An 18,695-nucleotide genomic window follows, 5' to 3' on the forward strand; every position below is an offset into this window, starting at 1 on the left:
TCAGCCTTCCGCCCGCTGGCTCGCCCGCCACTTGCGGTCGAGCTGCCAGATGCCCAGCATCATCACCAGCTGTGACAGCACGACGCCAGCGATGGAGAAGATCGGCGCAACCGCCAGTGTCAGCAGCGTCACTGCGATGATCCCCACGCCGCAGCTGCGCAGGCTCTGATGAGCAAGCGGCCGGAACGCCTTACGCGCCTGCGTCATGACGCTCATCGGCGTCTGCACGCACTGGACCAGCGACAGCAGCGCGCAAAGCCCGACGGCGATGGCGACCAGCCGCCAGTCAAGCGTCGGCTTCAGGATCAGTTGCGGAAACACGAACAGCACCAGCGCCGCGAGCAGGCATGTCCCCGCCCAAAGGAAGATCAGCGCGCCCATGAAGATACGCTCGGACCTGATCGCGGCGTGATGATCGCCGCGCGCCACGGCCCGCGTCATGCGCGGCCGTTCCAGCTGGGTAAGCGCGGTGATGCATACATTGACGGGGCGGAAGAACAGCATGCCCACCGCGACCGGCGCAAAAGCTGCCGGACCCGCGAGCAGAGTCACGATATAGCTGTGCGCGTTGGACGTCGCCTCGGTCGAAAGCACACCGACGAGGGTCCATCCGGATTGTTCGCGCCAAACCGGACGATAGGCGCTGATCGCCCTGGTCGGTCGCAGGGCAAAGTGCCGCCGCAAATAGGAGAGCCCGAACGGCAGCAGCCCGGCAAGGCTCGCCACCACCAGCATCGCGCCGATGCTCGCCAGATCAGCACCCGTCCGGGAGGCCACCAACAGACCGGCAACGATCGTCCCGGCATAGGCAAGGTCGGATCGCGCCGCCCGCGCTGGCCGGTGATGCGCATAGGAATTGGACCGCCCGAACCAGCGAATGAGGGACAATGCGCCAGCCAACCCGAACATTGCCGCAGCTGCCGGAGAAGCCGTCGCCCAGGCAATGCCCGCGCAGATCAGCCCCTGGCTTGCCGCCAGCAGCAGGTTCACCGGAAAAAAGAAGTCGAAAGACTTGTGATCGGCCTCATCATCCTGATTGACCGCTATCGTATAAGGCGTCGAAACCAGCGCGTTGGACAGGCCATAGCCGAACTGGATGATGACCAGCAGGAAGGCCAGCGTACCGATCGCCGCCGTGCCCAGATGATGGATGGAAAACAGCTGCACGGCCAGATGGCTGACCGACACGATGGCGGACGAGAGGCTGGCCAGGCCGAATCGGCCAAAGATACCGCCAAGTTTCCGCAAGCCTGCCTCCTGTTCCCCCTCCCGCAAGCGGGAGGGGGTTAGGGGGTGGGCCTGCGCAACCGCTGTTCCATCGCTCAGCGCCAGCGACGAAGGAGAGTCCTGCACAAACCCTCCCCCGGCCCCTCCCGCGCGCGGGAGGGGGGCTTTCACCGACTGGGATTGAGGCCCAATCCCATCAGCCATGGCGATGCTTCCAGATCAGCCAGAGCGCATGGGGATTGGTGGTGATATAGCGCCAGGCCAACTGCCGAGGGCGCGTCACCATCCGGTGCAGCCACTCAAGGCCCGCATTCTGCATCCACATCGGCGCGCGCGGATAATCGCCCGTCACATAGTTGAACAGGCCGCCACAGGTGACGATCCACCCCGCCTTGATGCGATGGCGGTTGCGGACGCAAAAGGCCTGCTCTCGCGGCTTTCCCGTACCAACCCACAGCACATCCGGCGCCGCCGCGTTGATCTCCTCGATCAGCCCGCCTTCTTCCTCCGCGCTCCAGAAGCCATTGCGCCGCCCGGCCAGCTTCAGGCCCGGCGTTGAATCGGTGATCCGCCGCGCGCATTCGGCGTTCACCTTCTCCTCGCCGCCCAGCAGATAATAGCGGACATCGCCTGCAGCCGCCTGCGGCAGGCTGTCGATGAACATGTCGGTCGTGCTCGACCGGTCGGCAATCGGCGTCTTGCTGAACCAGCGTGACGCCATGACGATGATTTGCCCATCGGCATGGATCAGGTCCGCCTGAGCCAGATCGGCGCGAAAGTTCGCATCGAGGGCATTCATCGACAGCCCCTGTCCGTTGCAGTCGAACACCAGCAACGGCGCTTCCTTCTGCATTCGGCGCAGCGGCGCTTCACGCACCATCTTCATAATCAGGGCATCAAGCGAGAGGGTCGAAACCGGCACGCCGCCGACCAGCACGCTCTTGTCTTGCGGTTCGACGGACGGAAAAGACTGGGGGAGGGCTCGCTCGGCACTCATGCAATGACCGTCCCGGCGATCGGCACGCCTTGCCGGTCCAGATCGTCGATGATGCGGCGCAAATCGGCGATCGCGGTATCGCCACGCCGCGCCACGATGACCACGGCGTTGAAGCCCGCCAAAATGCTGCCAACCGGCGTCTGCTCGCCCTTGCGTTCGGCAAGGTAGAACAGCATCGATGTTTCCTTCAGGCCCCATCCATTGGCCGTGTCGGCCAACGGGCCGCGCGTGATCAGGCTCGACGCACTGCCGGAAACGCGCCCTGCGGTCATCAGCCACAATCCGTCGATCGCTGTCTTGGCTGCGGGCAACAATGCCGCACTGCCCATCAACTGTTCGGCGAGACCAGCCTTGTTCGCTACCCGGAAAAGTCGGTCGAGCGACGGGTTGCCCATATCGACGTCAATCAACATCGTCTGCCCGTCCATCTGCGCCAGTACGACGGCAAGGTTCGCGGCCATGACCGCAGCCTCATTCCCCGCATCGACGGACAGCACCGCCAGCCGCAGTGCGGACGGATCGCCTGCCTTTGCCGCCGCCCGCATCTTGGCCCGGATCGTCCTGACCTTCGCCGCGTAGGGGTTCGCCGGATCGAATGCGGCCACCACCGCCGGGTCTATCCGCTCATCTCCTGTGGGCAGAAGTGAAAACCCACCTGCCAGCGCCGCCAGCAGATTTGCCGCCTCGGTATCCAGCGCGCCAATCTCAACAGCTGCCTCATGGAAGGCAAGGCCATGTTCGCGCGCATGCATGTCAACGCGGGTGACATCGGATTGCGCCAGGAACCCCTGATCGACCGCCAGCTTTGCGAAGCTCTGCTTGTCCCGCCCTCTCGGACGGATGGCAGCGGTCCCGCCGCCAGGCATTAACTGGGGTGGGGCGCCTGCCGTGGAACGCAGTCTCATGCGGCCTCCTGCCTTTTGAGAAACCAGCCGCCCCGGGTCGGGACCGGCAGCATTTCGGTAATGACTTCCACTTCCGTCGCCTTTGCGACGCCAGCGGCGGATCGAACGCGGGGCTTCAGAATCTCCGCGATCACGACTGCCGCCACCCCGCCGATCAGGCCCAGGGCGATCCCGGCGATCAGCCACAGCATCAGATTGGGCTTGGCTGGTATCAGCGGGACGGAAGCTTTATCCAGCAGGCTTGCATTGGGCTGCGAGATTTGGCTTTTCAGCGTGGCCTCGTTGAAGCGCTGCCGAACCGTATCATAAGTCTGTCGCGCGGCATCCACATCCCGTTGCAGGACCATCAGTTGGTCCTGCACCTCCGACATGCGGATCATACGATCTTCCTGGCCCGCCATGTTGGATTTGAGGTCGCCTTCACGACGGTTCGCAGCGACGCTGTTTGCATTCACCGCGCCTGCCTGGCTCGACCGCGCAGATGCCAGCTTGGATTGCAGTTCCGATAATTGCGCATTGGCCGCGACCATGCTCGGGTGGTTCGGACCTAATGTCTTCGACAGCTCCGAAACCCGCCCGGACTGTGTCGCCACCTGCTCCTGCAGATTCTGGACGATCAGCGATCCTTCGATGTCCGAAACGGACCCCGCGCCAGCCTTTGACCGTGCCGCCGCCGCCTCGGCCTGCGCCTGCGTCAGCTGATAGGACATGTTCTTCAGCTTCTCGGCCTCAAGGTCCATGCGGTTGATGCCGATAATGTCATGCGCCCGCTGGAAATCGGACAGCCGTTTCTGCGCCAGTTCGTAGCGGCGGCGCACTTCCTGCGTCTGTTCGTCGAACCATTTGGCAGAACCACGCGCGGGGGAGGCGCGCAGTTCGACCTGCTCACGCATGTAAATCTGGGCGGCCAGATTCGCGACCTTGGCCGCTATCGCCGGATCGGCATCCAGATATTGCAATTGCAGCACATTGCTCTGCCGTCCCGTCGTCACGGTCAGATTGGCTCGCACCCGGTCGGCGGCTTGCTGCACACGCGCGTCCAGGGGAATGTCCTTTGGCAGGGCATCGACGAAACCGGCTTCCTTTGCCACGGCATTGATCACCTTGGCGGATCGGATGACGTCGGTCTGCGTGCCCAGGATGCTGTCCACCTCGACGCGAACGCCGGGCTGGTTGTTGGCGTCCGTGGGATCGGTTTGCGACAGGTCCAGCAGCAGCGAGGATGTCGCCGCATATTGGCGCGGCTGGATAAACGCCAATATGGCGATGATCAGGAACAGCGCGCCGCCCAGCAGCGCCGCCGTCCGCCATCGCGCCTGCACGGCCGACAGCAGATCGATCGGGTTCATGGTCATAGCCCGTCAACTCCTCGCAACATGGCTCGCATTTCTTCGGCGGGGGTGGGGGCAGGTGGCGTCGCGGGCACCGGCTGCTTCGCCATCAACAACAGGAACTGCGGCGCCAGCGTGTCTTCGAACATGAACAGCTCGCCGCCGGGCATTGGCGTAAGGGCAGGCTCCAGCCGCCGCATCGCATCGGCCGCCTGACCTTCATTGATCGATCCGCCGCCCAGCACCTCATGGCCCAGCCGAACCAGCCGGTCATAGGAAATGACCGACATCTGCGAAGCGGCCACGCCTGCCAGCGCGATCATCCGGCGGCTCGCACCGGCTTCCCAAAGCACGCGGCGGAACAGCGCATGGGTCGCCCCGCTCATCTCCGCCCAATCTTCCAGCGCGGAAGCGAGGCCCTGCTCCACATCGGCCAGCGTCATACGGTCACGGCCAGCCGCTTCGGCGACGAGCGCCGCCTGCATACCGAACAAGCGCGCATGATAGGGCGACCCCATCGCCGCGCCCGCCAGCGCGTCAAGCGCGTCGGGATCGAGCTTCAGCCGCGCATTGTCCGCGCAGCTCATCAACAACCGCTCCAGCTCCGGCTTCGGGATCGGCGCAACCCGCTGCGGCGCGATATGCCGCCGCAAGGACGGATGCGCCGCGATCAGCCCATCCACATCTCCCGCGATGCCCACCAGTACCACTTGCACTGGCGAATGAATGTCAGTCAGCAACTTGAGCAGCGTCGCCACATCCGCTTTTGCCTCATCAGACCGGACCCGGTCATACTCGTCCAGGATCAAGATGGTACGCTGACGTACGTCCTCCACCAACAGGTTCGCCAACCGCGTTCCATCAATGGTTTCATTCATTAATTTCCGCGCTTTTTCCTGCCCCCCCGCACTCATCGGCAATTCGCTCAGGAACGGCCGGAACAACGCGTCGAAGTCCGCATCCCCGCTAGCCGATCCATAAAGCGCGATGCATCCGGCCTCATCCGCCAGATCGCCAAAAACCCGCGCCAACGAAGTCTTGCCCGACCCGCGCGTTCCAAAGATCACCGCATGCTTCCGCTGAACGACGATCGCCTCGACCAGCTTTTCAAGTTCGCTATTCCGCCCCGCCAGCCCATGACGATCCGTCACCGGCATCGCCGTGCTGAAAGCGCTGTAGATGGAATCCCGCCGCAAGCTGATCGGCTTCAGGGGCGCGGCCATTGCTCCCATCGAAAGGGCGCGGGGTCCATCCGTCATCTCATCTTGCTGTTGCCGGAACCCCGGCGCCACGGGCGTGTCGAGCAGCAGAGGCTCAGCCATTGCTGCGCGAGGCCCACCATTGGGAGTCTCGGCACGTGCCGCGCTGCGGCGAAAGGACAGGAGCCAGTCCCGCATGCCGCCGGACCGATCCTGCGCGAAGCCATGATCGATTGTCGTCAAAACAGCTTCTCCCGGATGATGAGGACGTCCTCAGGCTGAACCGGATCATCCAGGTTCGCCTGTATTTCCTTGCCTCCCCGGCGTACTTTTATGCGCTTGGTAGAACCTGCGAGCGTCGGCCCTCCCGCCAGCGCGAGCGCTTGGCGGAAGCTCTGGCCCGGCGCGAACGAGAAGGCGCCAGGCTGCTGCACCTGGCCGTAGACATAGACCTTCTCCGCTGGCGGGACGAACAGGATGTCTCCGGGCTTCAGCTGGCGACTGCCCCCAACAGCCATGTCGGCGAGCGAGATGCGGACGGCGCCGCTGCCATCGGCTGGCGTCAGGATTACGGCATTGGCGCCATCCTTCGTCGAGCCGCCAGCCTTGGCAAGCATCGACGCCACCGTATAGTCGCGATCCAGCGGATAATTGCCCGCTTGGGGCACGTTGCCCAGAACAGTCACGAAGCGGCTGACATAATTGCTCACCTCGACGTTCACCGAAGGATTGGCAAGGAAGCCTCCGCTCGCGTAACTGGCCGCGATTGCCTGAGCCAGTTGCGACGTCGTCTTGCCTCGCGCCTGGACCGGCCCGATCAAGGCGAGAGTGACGGTGCCGTCTGCCTTGATGCGAGTAGTGGATGACAGGTCTGGTTGACCGAAGATCGCAATCCTTACTTCGTCGTCAGGCCCCAATTGATAACCCGCATCGGCTTCGGGCTTGGCCGACGGCGGCGCAGTAGTGACCGCCATTTCGGCCGTCTGTGCGCCAGCGGGTGCTGCCGCGGCGACTGCAAGGAAGATCGAAAGGCTGGTCAGGAGAGCCTCTGCTTTCACAGTTCATGCTCCTTTATGTTCGAGGTCAAAATCGGATCGCCGTGCCCAGTGTCACCTGGGTTCCGCTATATTCAGCCACATCCGTATCGGTGCGGCGCTTGTAGCGTTGCGCATCGAGCGAGATGTCGACGCGATCCGACAGCTTGCGTTTCAGCATTGCTCCGAACCGCTGGTTGCGGTCGGCGGTTATGGAAAATGGCCGCAAAGCGGCGTCCTGGCGGAACCTGCGCCGCTCCAATTCGCCGTACAGTCCGGCAGAGGTGAGTTCCGAAATCGTGAACTCGCCCTCCAGTCGATATCTGATCCGGATGGCAAAACCACTGGCTATCAGGCTGTCGTTAACAATGCTGCGTTCCGTCGTGGCTGTCAGTTTGAGCCGGGGAACGATGCTGGTCGAAATACTCACATCCCAGCCTGGGCCGTCATAATTGCCAACGGCCGCCGAATCGCTGCTCACATCCAGCCAGCGTACCTCGGCATCAAGTTGCGTGATTGGCGACACCGCACGCTTGAACCGGAGGCCATAGCTGTCGGTTCGATTTTCGATGCCAAGCTTGTTCCGGTTGCTGTTCACGCGCTCATAAAAGGCGGTCAGCGTACCGAGGCTCGGCATGTTATAGCCAACCCCGGCAACAAATGTGTCGCTGGTCTGATCCGCATAGTCGAAAGCGTTATCGTTGCGTGTCATGTCGCGACGGTAGGATGTCACCGGGAACAAGCCTGGGCGCTCGCAACTCAGGTCTGCGCCAAAAGCGGTGAACCGCTGCAGATTTTCCGTCTGCTGATTGATGTCGCCATAATCGGCACGCTGCTGCCTGTAAGATGCAACTGGCGTGATGGAACAATTAGCGCCAAAACGAATGACTGCCTTCGCCTCGGCATCGAGGCGCAATTTGCTGCGCTGCCCTTCCGAAATAAACCGGTCATAGCCAACCCGGCTTCTCAGCAGCAGGTCGTGTCGTCCTATCGGCTTCCCATAAGTCAGTTCAGCCCAGGGCGTCACGATGATGTCATCGGTGGGGGCTTCCAGCCGATCATCCACGCGATAAACATTGTCGTCATATAGAAGGTCGACGCCAGCCGTCGCATGGAGGCCCATCGTTTTGAGCCGTGAAGCGTCATCGACCGTCGCCGTTTGAGCGCTGGCCGGACACGGCAGAACAGTGAGCGCAGCGCAGCTCATGGCTGCGGCAACCACCCGAGTGACCGGAGAAAAATCATGGCTTGCAGGCGCGTTAAAGCGCCTCCAAAAATGTGGAGTGTAAGTGATAACCAAACGTGCAACCCTTTATTGCATTGCAGCAATCAGGGCATGCTAGGCGCCTTTGCGCGCAAAACGAACCTCTTAACATGCAACTTGTCGCGACTATGCCACGCTTCGCTTCATCGTGAAAACTAGCGATCATCGGCGCTTTGTTGCGGTTGAGAGCTGTTAATCTGCCAGCAAGGTATCAAACCGGGGCGCTGTTCATCTGGCAGCAAGATTAGGCCGAGTCCTGGTCAGAGCAAATACCAGATGATCAAACAGGTTGCAGCTGCGAAGGTGACGATCCCTGCCCAACGGGACAGAATTTCGACGCCGCGATCGGCGCGATCCGCGAAGGAAGAATACCCCAGTTCTGGCGCACAATCCTTGTTGCTATCAAAGGAAGAATGTTGCGCAACGGCAACCGGTGCAAGATCGTCTGCCACGTGATTTGTCCGCCCTATTCAAGATAGCAGACATATCCGATTTTACGCTTAACAAATAGTTCACGTACGCGTTCAGCGTCACTCATTCCGTCGCAAATTCAATGGGGTGGTGCAAAAATCCTACGTAGAGGGCGATACCGCCTGCCCATCAGTAAGCGTTGCGATGAATCAGGACGTTGAATGTTCCAATCAGGATAGCGATGTCGCGCATAAGGCTCCAGCCGTGGAGATATTCCAGGTCGGCCTCCACGCGATTGAGAATGTCCCGGCGCGTCTCGGTAGCGCCGCGGAATCCGCGGATTTGAGCAAGGCCTGTGATGCCGGGCTTCAGTGCGTGTCGATGCCAATATTGTCGATCGACTTGCCAGAACAGCTGTTCTTCGGCTGTCGAGCCCAGAGCGTGAGGACGCGGTCCCACCAGGCTCATCTCGCCTAGCAGAACATTGATCAGTTGAGGCAGTTCATCGATGCTGGTTTTGCGGATGAACGCACCTACTCGAGTGATGCGATCATCATCCCGTCGTGTGGACGAGGCGCCAGCGGCGTCGCATTGTTCAACGCGCATGCTTCGGAACTTCAGAATGTGGAACAGTCGATTTCCGCGACCGATACGTTCTTGTTTGAAGAAGATGGGGCCAGGCGAATCGAGCCGGATCGCGATCGCGATCGCAACCAGCAACGGCGCCAGTGCGATCAGCAGCGGTACGGTGATGGCAATATCCAAAAGCCGCTTTTGCGCCCGGTTTGCGAGGTTGAGAGGACCACGCGCCACGACGAGAGTGGAGACGCCGCGATATGTTTGCACAGCCAAGGGCGCCATCGAATCCAGTTCCGGCACAATGATCTCACCAAGGATATTGCCGCCCTTGAGCATCTGAGCCCAATCCGTCTTGCGATCGGCAGGGCAGGATATGACCACACGGTCGAAATCGCGCAGCAAGGTGCCTAGTCTGTGCAGCATATAAGGATCGTCGAGGTCTGCCTTGATCCCCGCACCTTCCGCGTCGACAATTACCATGCCGCTGACATCTTCAGGAATCATGCCTCCATCGATGATCATCAGTTGCGCGAATAAATTGTCGCTGAAATGCCGCCGTACGGTGCGAACGATAATTAGGCGCTGCATGACAAGTAGAGTGGCACTGCAAAGAATGCCCGCCGAAATGCCCAGCCGCGAAAGATGACCGGTCGCCTTCAGCGAGAAAACCGTGAGCAGGAAGATCAGCAGCGTCCCAGCCAGCGCCAGCGATGCATTGCGCAAGCTGGGCGTTAATTGAGTCAGGCAGACGGGATTGAATGCCTGATTGTGGAAGGCGACGATCCCGTAGACGATCATGCCCCCGCCAAGTGGTTGCCACAGCCCCGAGAAGAGTAAGGGCACGCCAGCCGCGCGCAAGCCAAGACCAAAGCCAGTTGCGAGAGCGGCCATGTCCGCTGCCACGAGCAATAGGCACAGCCAAAGCCTTACGTTCCGCTGAACGGCGGATGTTGTAGGCTGGCGACCGGGAAATCCCTCGATCGCCAGATCGATTTTCGACATCTGCAACCCTTTTCGTGTCCTGACGTCAACTACGCTTCATCCCGAAAGACGAATGTGTACATCAGGCATCCGCTGCCTTGTGATTATGTTGCGGAGCAGCAGGACATAATTGTATCGGGCTGGCAATCATTGCTGGGACGCTCGGATGCTCTTTTCCGATGATCCGTTAGGATGGGGAGGTACGGCGCCCCACATCTGCGACGACCCGAAACTCAATGGCCGAAATGTGCAAGCGAAAATTTACCGCACTTCCGAAGCGCTTGTTCGAATCAGGCCGTCATTTTCGCGAATCAGGTGACGAACCACCACCCAAGAAGAACTAGAGTCCCGGCCAGCGCGATCGGTCCCGCCCAACGCGATAAAAACTGTACGCTCGCCTCGGCTCTCTCATGCGTGAACAGCCGTGCGCGATGATGATGGGGGTCTGCGGGGCGGTTTCGAACGGCCGTATCGTGACGCGGCCCCGACTGAAGTTCTGCCCCGTCGGAAGTCTCATCCTGAGGTTGAGGTGACAGGTCGATCATCTGCAATAGCCCCATGCGATACGCCCATCACAAATAGAAGTTTTGATGTAAAAAAGAAGAGTTTTCTACTCGATTTGTAAATTTTGGTGCGCGAATTCCGCGTCATTTTGGGGCGTGCAGCACATTAAATGAGCAGTTCGAGACTCGCTGTTAAATCATGGCGTGTCCGACATCCAATTTGTCGGATGTGTCGTCCACTTCGGGGGGCAGGGCAGACCTTGTCGCGCCGTTTCAATTTCTCGCCCCAGCGCCCAAATCAGCTTTCCACAAAGCATGGCAAGTCTGCCAAAGCGTTTTTCCGCTACGGCGAATTGAACCGGAATGGTGGTTTACCCATTGTTAAGAAAAGAAATTTTTCGCACTAGTCGCATGTAGCTGATACTTAAGGGATCGGCAAAAAAGAGGAAAAGGTCAGGTGGCGCATATCCTGGTCGCAGACGATGATGATCTGCTGGGCGAACTGGTTCGGTTCAAGCTTGAAGCGGCAGGTCATGATGTGACGATCAAGCAGGATGGCGCATCTGCGCTTAAAGAGGCTCGAAGAGGCGAGTACGATCTTCTCGTACTCGATGCCATGATGCCGGTGATGTCCGGTCCCGATGTGCTCAGGGCTTTAGCAGAAGAGCGACCTGGGATGCCGGTTGTCATGCTGACCTCTCGGAAGGCGCAGGCCGACGTTTTGGCGGCGCTGACCGCTGGCGCTCGTGACTATTTGACGAAACCGTTCATCCCGGATGAACTTGTCGTGCGGGTAAACGCCATCCTGAAATCTGCGCGGCCCGTTCAATGAGCCTGCTCGTTCTGGCGATTGCAGCGGCAACCGTCACGCAGGGTGGCCCGGTTGATGCGTCTCGCAATGAGTTGATCGCACAAGCACGGGCAGCCTTGGCACGGCAAGACTTCGCTGCCGCAATTGACAGGCTGGAGCAAGCGGATGCCGCCAATCCAAATGATGCGGAAATCTTGCGCATGCTTGGCAGTGCCTATGCCTTTGACAAACGCTATCCGCAGGCGATCTCAACGCTCCGTCGGGCAGAACTGCTGGCACCAGAAGACCTCGACATTCGCGCAGCGCTGGCGCGCGCTTATCTGTGGTCTGGCGACCGGGCAGCGGCAGAGCGGGAGCTTGTCGCCTTGGAGCAGCGCTCGCCAGCAAATGCGGACGCTGTTGCGATCAGGCGTCAATTGGACGATCGCGATCCTGCCAGTGCCGCGCCGACGCACTGGGGCTTGGCGGCCACGCAGAGCGTTTCCCGCGTGTCCTTTGCAAATCGGCCCAGCCAAACCTGGTATGACACAAATATCGCTCTTTTCGGCGCCATTGATTCCCATACGTCGGCAGCCTTGACCGTGGAAAGAGAAGACCGGCGATCATTTGCTGACACTCGCCTCGAAACCCGCATCGACCATCGGTTTGGCAACAAGTTTCGGACCTTCCTCGCTTTAGCCGTGACGCCGAATGCGAATTTCCGGGAAAAATCGGGCGTGACAGCCGGAATGGAGGCGGACATCACCTCATTTGCGACGGTGGTGGCTGATTTACGGCATGCGGAATATCGCGATGCGTCGGTCACCGTCTTTCAGCCCGGCGTTCGGCTTGCAGCGCAAAAGTTGGGACTGGCTGCCACTGCCCGGATGATCAACCTGTGGGATGAAGATGGCACCCACCGGTGGGGCGTGTCCGGCCGAATGGATCGCACCTTCTCGGGCGGAGCAACACTCTATGCCGGAGCAGCCACCTATCCCGATACGGAAGCAGGGATAACCCGGCAGGTTCATTCCCTGTTCGCGGGCGCGACCATGCCGATCGCTGACAAGGTCTCATTTCGGGCAGGGGTCGACTATGACCGCCGTCGCGTTACCTACAGGCGGACAGGTGGGACGCTAGGTCTTCAGGTCAGGTTCTGATCGTGCCGGGCTTCCCCATCGCCGATCATGTTGCCCGGATCGCCATATTCATATCCGTCTACGGGGCGCTGGCGATGGCCGCCTGGCTGCTCTTCCTGGTGATGCGTCGTGATCGAAAGGAGCGCGCCAGTATCGCCAGGGCGGAATTGACCCGCACCCTGACGAGGGAAATCATGGGGGCTGGCCAGAATATCGCCGCGTCGCCCGCTTTCCAGCTCGCGTGCCCTGCTGAAAAGCTGGCGGCGATCAGCCGGATTGTTCAACTACTTAGGGGCGAAGAAAGAGAGCGGCTTGTTGCCCTGGTGGAGGAGCAAGAGTTGCTCAAGCAGGCGCTGCTGGCGGCAAGGCGGTCCCGCCCGAGGCGGCAGATCGACGCCCTGCGACTACTCGGCAGTATAGGAGGAGGGCAGGCGATCGATATGCTCTACCTTGTGCTGCGGGAGGATCCGAAGCTCGACACCCGGTTGGAGGCCGCTTCGCTGCTTGCTCGGTTGGATGCCTTGCCTCCGCCAAACGAATTGATCGACCATCTGGAACTGCGAAGCGCGCAAATCACGCCGCTACATCGAACCTTGTTCAGGTTGATCGCTGCACGCCATCCATCCGAACTGTTCAGCTTGGCTCAGTCCGCCGATTTGCCGCCAGCGGTGCGGGCACTGGTGATCGACGCGCTTGGGTGGACGGAGGATTTCTCCGCGCTTCCACTATTGGAAGCTGCCGCCGCCGACACCCATGCGCCCGTTCGTCTGGCCGCATTGGATTCGGCCGCCCGATTGGGGCACCCCGGCAGCGCCAAATGGATATTGCCGCTTTTGAACGACCCCGTGCCTCCCGTCCGTGCCAGAGCTATCCGCGCGTGTCAGTTGATGCGGTTGAACAGCAGCCTGCCTGCTATCGCGGAACTGCGCAAAGATCCTTCGCCCTGGGTACGCCTTCGCGCGCAGCAGGCTCAACAGGTGCTGGGGACCGCCTGATGGGGGCGGGTTCTATATCCTCGACGTTGGAAAACATCGGCCTGAACGCCATGGTCGCGATAGGCGTCCTGTGCTTTTTGGTCGTGACCGTCCGTAATCTCGTTTCGACGATTCAGTTGCTGCTTGCTGCGCGAGTTTTTGCGACGCGGGTCAGACCTGCGCAGCGATCCTATGACCTCTGGTCTCGCTACGCGGACCTTGCTCTTCCGGTGTCGGTTATCGCGCCCTGCTTCAATGAAGAGCTTTCGATCGCAGACAGTGCGCGCGCGTTGCTGGCGCTGGAATACCCTGACCATGAAGTGATACTGGTGAATGACGGGTCCAGCGACGCAACGCTGTCTGTCCTAATTCAGGAGTTCGATCTCCGCCCGATTGAACGAGAACAATTGGCGGTGCTTCAGAAAACGCGCATATTGGGCATCTATGGCTCCGCTCGCTATCCGAACCTCATTCTGATCGACAAGGAAAATGGGCGGAAGGCGGATGCAGTGAACGCCGGATTGGGCTTTGCCGCCGCGCCGCTGGTTTGCGTCATCGATGCCGATTCCATTATTGAGCCCGATGGCCTGCTGCGCGCTGCCGAGCCATTCATGACAGATGACGGTTCGTTGTTGGCAGTAGGCGGAGCAATTCGCATTGCGAACGGATCAATTGTCGAAGGCGGGCATGTTCGCCAGATTCGGCTGCCGCGTCGCTGGTTGCCGCGCTATCAGATATTGGAGTATCTTCGGGCCTTCCTGACGGCCCGCATCGCCAATGCGCGGCTGGATATGCTGATGCTGATTTCCGGGGCCTTTGGCATATTCCGGCGAGCGCCACTGGTGGAGATCGGCGGCTACAGGCATGATACGGTCGGTGAGGATCTGGAAGTCGTCACGCGTATCCATCGCCGGATGCGGGAGCAGAAGCGACCTTATCGCATTGCCTTTGTTCCTGAAGTCGTATGCTGGACCGACGCGCCCGAAAGCTGGCGCGGACTGCGCAACCAGCGCGCACGGTGGGAACAGGGCGCGCTGGAGACGATTGTCGAGCATAGGCGCATGCTGTTCAACCCGCGATACGGCCGCATCGGCCTGATCGGTATGCCGTTGATCGTGATTGAAGATGTGCTCGGACCGCCTTGCGAGCTGTTCGGCTATCTTCTGATACCCATCCTCTACTTTTTGGGGATCGGATCGGGCACGGTCGTGCTTGCCTTCTTCTCCTTGACGGTGCTGTTCGGAACCGCGCTCAGTCTTGGAACCCTGGCGCTTGAGGAAATGCAGCTCAGACGGACGCCAAGTGCACGCGACCTTTTCATGATCGGCGTCGCTGCCGTTGTTGAAAATCTGGGATATCGCCAGGTGAATTTGGCCTTCCGGACTTATGGCATGTGGCGTTTCTACAGGAAGGACAATCGTTGGGCCGCAGCGGGGAGGGCGGGCTTCTCTAGAGAATGAGCCTTGGTCCGGGCGAGGGCAGATTTCTCAATGCGCTAGTGCCACGGCCTTTCGGTTGGACCCGGTTACCGGACGGGTCGTCGCAGCGCTCTTCTGCTCGCCTAGAGGCATCGGCAGGGGCAAGACCTGTCTTTCTCTCCCGCACAAAGATTGCCTTCTTTCGATGAAATTGCCCCGGTTTTTCTCGTCCTCTGCCTTTGACATGGCCATCGACCTCGGCACCGTTAACACGGTTATCCATGTCCGCGACCGGGGGATCGTCCTCAATGAGCCGTCGGTCATCGCCATCGAAACCCGGCAGGGGTTTCGTCGCGTAAAGGTCGTAGGCAATGAAGCCAAGCTGATGATGGGGAAGACGCCCGCCAATATACAGGCGATTCGGCCTTTGCGCGATGGCGTCATCGCTGACATCGACGTCGCCGAACAGATGATCAAGCATTTTATCGACAAGGCGCTGAACGGCAGCCGCTTTGGTCGGCGGCATGAGGTTGTGGTCTGCGTTCCGTCTGGATCGACCATGGTGGAACGACGCGCGCTTCGCGATGCCGCCGCCAATGCGGGGGCCGCGCATGTTCAACTGATCGAGGAACCGATGGCGGCGGCGATCGGCGCGGGATTGCCGGTTACGGAACCGCGCGGCGCGATGGTGGTCGACATCGGCGGCGGAACAACGGAAGTCGCGGTCTTGTCGCTGCGTGGTATCGCTTACAGCAATTCCGCGCGGGTCGGCGGTGACCGGATGGACGACGCGATCGCATCGCATATCCGGCGCAACCACAACCTGCTGATCGGCGAAGCAACGTCCGAACGGGTGAAGTGTGAACTCGGAGCGGCGACGCTACCCGATGGCGAAGGACGGCGGATAGTGGTCAAGGGCCGCGATCTGGTGAATGGCCGCCCTGCCGAAATGACGATCAGCGAGGCGGAGATCGCGGACGCGCTCGCCGAACCTGTCGGCCAGATCAAGATGGCGGTCAGGACGGCGCTGGAGCAGACCGCGCCGGAACTGGCGGCCGACATCATCGAGGAAGGCATCACCCTGACGGGCGGCGGCGCGCTGCTGCGGCGACTGGACCAGGCGCTGATGGAGGAGACCGGCTTGCCAGTGAAGGTCGCGGAAATGCCGCTGATGTGCGTGGCAATGGGAGCGGGCAAAGCTCTGGAAGATCCCGCCTATCAGGGCGTTCTGGCCATTTCCTGATCATCCGGGGAATCTAGGCGCTGAGGTGCGGAGGAAGGTGGCTCAGATGGCCCTGCCCAACGGGGTGGTCCATCGAGCAATATCGTTTCTGAAGATGTTCTGCCGGATCGTCACGACGGAGCGCATCGCGCCTTCCTGATGCGGATCATGCTCCAAATTCCTTCCTTGGGTTAATGGTTGGATCAGCGATCTTCGCGGGCCGCCATCACCGTATTGCCTTGATCGTGTACCCCCGCCGACCGAACGGCTCGGTCACCCCCTCGTACGAGCCACCTCCGCGCCGTGATGGACGGAGCGCAGCTTGAGCAGGTCCTGCCGCGCGACCATGCCGATGACCCGGCTCGATGCGGGCTCAACGATGGGGATTCGGCCGATGCCCGCATCGACCATCATGTCCGCGATGCGGCTGATCGGATCACTCGGCGTGCCAAAGGGCTGCGATGCATCGGACAAGGCCTCTGCAAGGGTCGCTTGCGTAGGTGCGCCGTCCACCTGCCAGCGCAGCGCATCGGAACGGGAAACAAGGCCGATGAGCCGCCCTTCCTTGTCCACCACCGGATAACTGCGATGGACGGCCTGCCCCGCAAAGAAGGCGATGACCGCGCCAATGGACATCGTTCCTTCCAGCGTCTGCGGTTCTCGCGTCATCACTTGCTTTGCCTGAAGGAAATCGAACGGATCAACCGTATATTCCTGAAGAACATGCCGCCCGCGCCGTGCAATCTTCTCGGTCAGTATCGAGCGCCGCATCAACAGCACACTCACCGCATAGGCCCCCACCGACGCCGCAATCGTCAGCGGAAGCATCGCGAAATCCCCGGTTAGCTCGGCCGCGAACAAGGCGGCGGTCAGCGGCGCGCGCATCGCCCCGCTCATCGTCCCGGCCATCCCGGCCATTGCCCATAGTGCGCTCCCGCCCGGCAGATATTGGCCCAGCAAAAAGCCCAACGCTCCGCCCAACATTAAGAGCGGCGCCAGCACGCCGCCCGATGTGCCCGATCCTAGCGCGATCAGCCACACCGCCGCCTTGACCACCAACAGCGCCAGCGCCACCCGCACCGCCAACGACCCGTCCAGGAGTCCCCTGATACTCTCATAACCCGCGCCCAGCACGTGCGCGTCCACCAGTCCGCCGATACCGACGGCAAGCCCTCCGATCGTCGGCCACCACATCCAGTGGACGGGCAGGCGCCCAAACATATCTTCGATCCGGTACAGCAGCGCGGACAGCAACGTCGCTTGCACCCCTGCGATTGCCCCCATGCCCAGTGCGATGCTGATCAGCACGGGAGTCAGCACCACCGCATGATGCACGGGAAAGAGCGGCCCGCTTTCGATCAGCACTGGCCGCCATAGCAATGAGATCAGCACTGCAATAACCACTGGCACGAAGCTGCGCGGCTTCCACTCGAACAGCAGAACCTCGACGGCGAGCAGGATAGCGGCCATTGGCGTGCCGAAGATCGCTGTCATACCCGCCGCCGCGCCTGCGACCAGAAGGGTTTTGCGCTCCGCCGCGCTCAGATGAAAGAGTTGAGCGAATAGAGACCCAATCGCTCCGCCGGTCATGATGATCGGCCCCTCGGCGCCGAACGGGCCGCCGCTGCCGATGGAAATGGCAGAGGAGAGGGGCTTCAGCACCGCGACCTTGGGCGACAAGCGGCTTTCTCCATAGAGGATCGCCTCGATCGCTTCTGGAATGCCGTGCCCCCGGATCTTCTCCGACCCGTAACGCGCCATCACGCCCACGATCAGGCTGCCTATGACCGGAACTGCGATGACGCCGATCCCTAGCGCGTTGTCCGTGATCGCAGCAGGGGCGGCAGAGAGACGGCCAAACCAGAAGAGATTAGTCGCCACCGCAATCGCCCGAAGCAGCAGCCATGCGCCCAGAGCACCGCCCGTCCCCACGATCAGTGCGGCGGCGGCCAGCATCATCATGCGTAGGTTGGCGCTATGGTCGGCAAGAAGGCTTTGCGATGGAGAGGAGGTCGATGATGCCATGCGGGGAGCAACTATATCGTATTACGATATTTATCAACGCCCCTTAGCACGCTATGATGTTGCATGGCCGATGAGTTGACCGACAATGACTATGCGGCCCTTGCCGATTTCCGCTTCTCCCTGCGGCAGTTTCAGGCGTTCAGCGAAAGGGAGGCGGCGCAGTGCGGTTTAACGCCCCAGCAGCATCAAGCTCTCCTCGCCATCCGCGCCGCACCACGGGGCAGGGCGACGGTAGGGCATGTCGCGGAACGCCTGATCCTCAAACCCCATAGCGCGACAGGCCTTGTCGACCGACTGGAGGCGCTGGGCCTCGTGCGGCGCCGTTTATCGGAGCAGGATCGCCGACAGGCGCTGCTCGAACTGACTGAGCAGGCGCACGGGATACTGACAACGCTGAGCGCTGCGCATCGGCAGGAAATCGGGCGGCTGCGGCCGCTGTTGATGGAGTTATTGGAAAGGGTTGGGGCTTAAGGAGCAGACCTTACGCGCTTCTGTGAAGCGAAATCCGGTCGCAGCATCCGGGACGAGAAATCTTCTTACGGCAGGTCCGTTAGAACAAGGCGCGCCAGTGCCATCCCGGAATGAAATGCTGTTGTTCTGGGAAAAATGGTGGACGCACTTGGGCTCGAACCAAGGACCCGCTGATTAAGAGTCAGCTGCTCTACCAACTGAGCTATGCGTCCACACTCGCTTTCG

Annotated in this window: 16 protein-coding genes and 1 tRNA gene; 6 read left to right on the forward strand and 11 right to left on the reverse strand. The window is 60.9% G+C overall.

The genetic code is table 11. The annotated features are described in order from the left end of the window. The 9 genes from ACZ5U1_RS03710 to ACZ5U1_RS03750 all read right to left on the reverse strand — a co-directional run bounded on the left by ACZ5U1_RS03710 (position 1) and on the right by ACZ5U1_RS03750 (position 9,949). Positions 1–1,248: a polysaccharide biosynthesis protein gene (locus ACZ5U1_RS03710; RefSeq protein ID WP_464779422.1), complete on the reverse strand. Its 1,248-nt coding sequence runs from the start codon at positions 1,246–1,248 to the stop codon at positions 1–3. Between the two features lie 175 nt (positions 1,249–1,423). Continuing rightward, complete coding sequence (locus ACZ5U1_RS03715; protein ID WP_464779423.1) at positions 1,424–2,224, reverse strand: WecB/TagA/CpsF family glycosyltransferase; 801 nt, start codon at positions 2,222–2,224, stop codon at positions 1,424–1,426. Continuing rightward, the gene (locus tag ACZ5U1_RS03720) at positions 2,221–3,129 is read right to left on the reverse strand and encodes a P-loop NTPase family protein (protein ID WP_464779424.1); all 909 of its coding nucleotides are present in this window, start codon (positions 3,127–3,129) and stop codon (positions 2,221–2,223) included. The genes ACZ5U1_RS03715 and ACZ5U1_RS03720 overlap by 4 nt, the downstream gene beginning before the upstream one ends. After that, positions 3,126–4,484 carry a GNVR domain-containing protein gene (locus ACZ5U1_RS03725; protein WP_464779425.1) on the reverse strand — a complete coding sequence of 453 codons (1,359 nt, stop codon included), beginning with the start codon at positions 4,482–4,484 and terminating at the stop codon, positions 3,126–3,128. Before ACZ5U1_RS03725 ends, ACZ5U1_RS03720 begins: the two co-directional genes overlap by 4 nt. Next, positions 4,481–5,902, reverse strand: a complete 1,422-nt coding sequence (locus ACZ5U1_RS03730) for an ATP-binding protein (protein WP_464779426.1) — start codon at positions 5,900–5,902, stop codon at positions 4,481–4,483. The genes ACZ5U1_RS03725 and ACZ5U1_RS03730 overlap by 4 nt, the downstream gene beginning before the upstream one ends. Then, positions 5,899–6,717, reverse strand: coding sequence for a polysaccharide biosynthesis/export family protein (locus ACZ5U1_RS03735; RefSeq protein WP_464779427.1), 819 nt, complete (start codon positions 6,715–6,717; stop codon positions 5,899–5,901). The genes ACZ5U1_RS03730 and ACZ5U1_RS03735 overlap by 4 nt, the downstream gene beginning before the upstream one ends. Before the next feature lie 25 nt (positions 6,718–6,742). Continuing rightward, positions 6,743–7,816 carry a hypothetical protein gene (locus tag ACZ5U1_RS03740; protein ID WP_464779428.1) on the reverse strand — a complete coding sequence of 358 codons (1,074 nt, stop codon included), beginning with the start codon at positions 7,814–7,816 and terminating at the stop codon, positions 6,743–6,745. 401 nt (positions 7,817–8,217) lie between these two features. Then, the gene (locus ACZ5U1_RS03745; protein WP_464779429.1) at positions 8,218–8,409 is read right to left on the reverse strand and encodes a hypothetical protein; all 192 of its coding nucleotides are present in this window, start codon (positions 8,407–8,409) and stop codon (positions 8,218–8,220) included. 148 nt (positions 8,410–8,557) lie between these two features. Then, positions 8,558–9,949 (reverse strand): sugar transferase, encoded by a 1,392-nt coding sequence (locus ACZ5U1_RS03750; protein WP_464779430.1) that lies wholly within the window; start codon positions 9,947–9,949, stop codon positions 8,558–8,560. 939 nt (positions 9,950–10,888) lie between these two features. Here ACZ5U1_RS03750 and ACZ5U1_RS03755 point away from each other — a divergent pair. The 5 genes from ACZ5U1_RS03755 (at position 10,889) to ACZ5U1_RS03775 (ending at position 15,995) form a co-directional block, all read left to right on the forward strand. Next, positions 10,889–11,263, forward strand: coding sequence for a response regulator transcription factor (locus ACZ5U1_RS03755; protein WP_464779431.1), 375 nt, complete (start codon positions 10,889–10,891; stop codon positions 11,261–11,263). After that, entirely contained in the window at positions 11,260–12,381 is a 1,122-nt protein-coding gene (locus ACZ5U1_RS03760; RefSeq protein WP_464779432.1) for a YaiO family outer membrane beta-barrel protein, read from the forward strand. Before ACZ5U1_RS03755 ends, ACZ5U1_RS03760 begins: the two co-directional genes overlap by 4 nt. Positions 12,382–12,383: 2 nt before the next feature. Continuing rightward, positions 12,384–13,355, forward strand: a complete 972-nt coding sequence (locus ACZ5U1_RS03765) for a HEAT repeat domain-containing protein (RefSeq protein WP_464779433.1) — start codon at positions 12,384–12,386, stop codon at positions 13,353–13,355. Continuing rightward, positions 13,355–14,794: a glycosyltransferase family 2 protein gene (locus ACZ5U1_RS03770; RefSeq protein ID WP_464779434.1), complete on the forward strand. Its 1,440-nt coding sequence runs from the start codon at positions 13,355–13,357 to the stop codon at positions 14,792–14,794. The genes ACZ5U1_RS03765 and ACZ5U1_RS03770 overlap by 1 nt, the downstream gene beginning before the upstream one ends. A gap of 163 nt (positions 14,795–14,957) precedes the next feature. Further along, positions 14,958–15,995, forward strand: coding sequence for a rod shape-determining protein (locus ACZ5U1_RS03775; protein ID WP_464779435.1), 1,038 nt, complete (start codon positions 14,958–14,960; stop codon positions 15,993–15,995). Positions 15,996–16,247: 252 nt separating this feature from the next. Here the strand turns inward: ACZ5U1_RS03775 and ACZ5U1_RS03780 are convergent, their stop codons facing one another. Then, a complete protein-coding gene (locus ACZ5U1_RS03780; RefSeq protein WP_464779436.1) occupies positions 16,248–17,999 on the reverse strand; it encodes a chloride channel protein in 1,752 nt (583 codons plus the stop codon). A 63-nt stretch (positions 18,000–18,062) separates the two neighbouring features. Here ACZ5U1_RS03780 and ACZ5U1_RS03785 point away from each other — a divergent pair, with 63 nt between their 5' ends. Further along, on the forward strand, positions 18,063–18,470 hold the full coding sequence (locus ACZ5U1_RS03785; RefSeq protein WP_464779437.1) for a MarR family winged helix-turn-helix transcriptional regulator: 408 nt from the start codon (positions 18,063–18,065) through the stop codon (positions 18,468–18,470). Positions 18,471–18,606: 136 nt separating this feature from the next. Here the strand turns inward: ACZ5U1_RS03785 and ACZ5U1_RS03790 are convergent. Further along, positions 18,607–18,682, reverse strand: a tRNA-Lys gene (locus ACZ5U1_RS03790). Positions 18,683–18,695: the final 13 nt, after the last annotated feature.

The sequence above is a fragment of the Sphingobium sp. TomTYG72 genome (assembly GCF_055394715.1).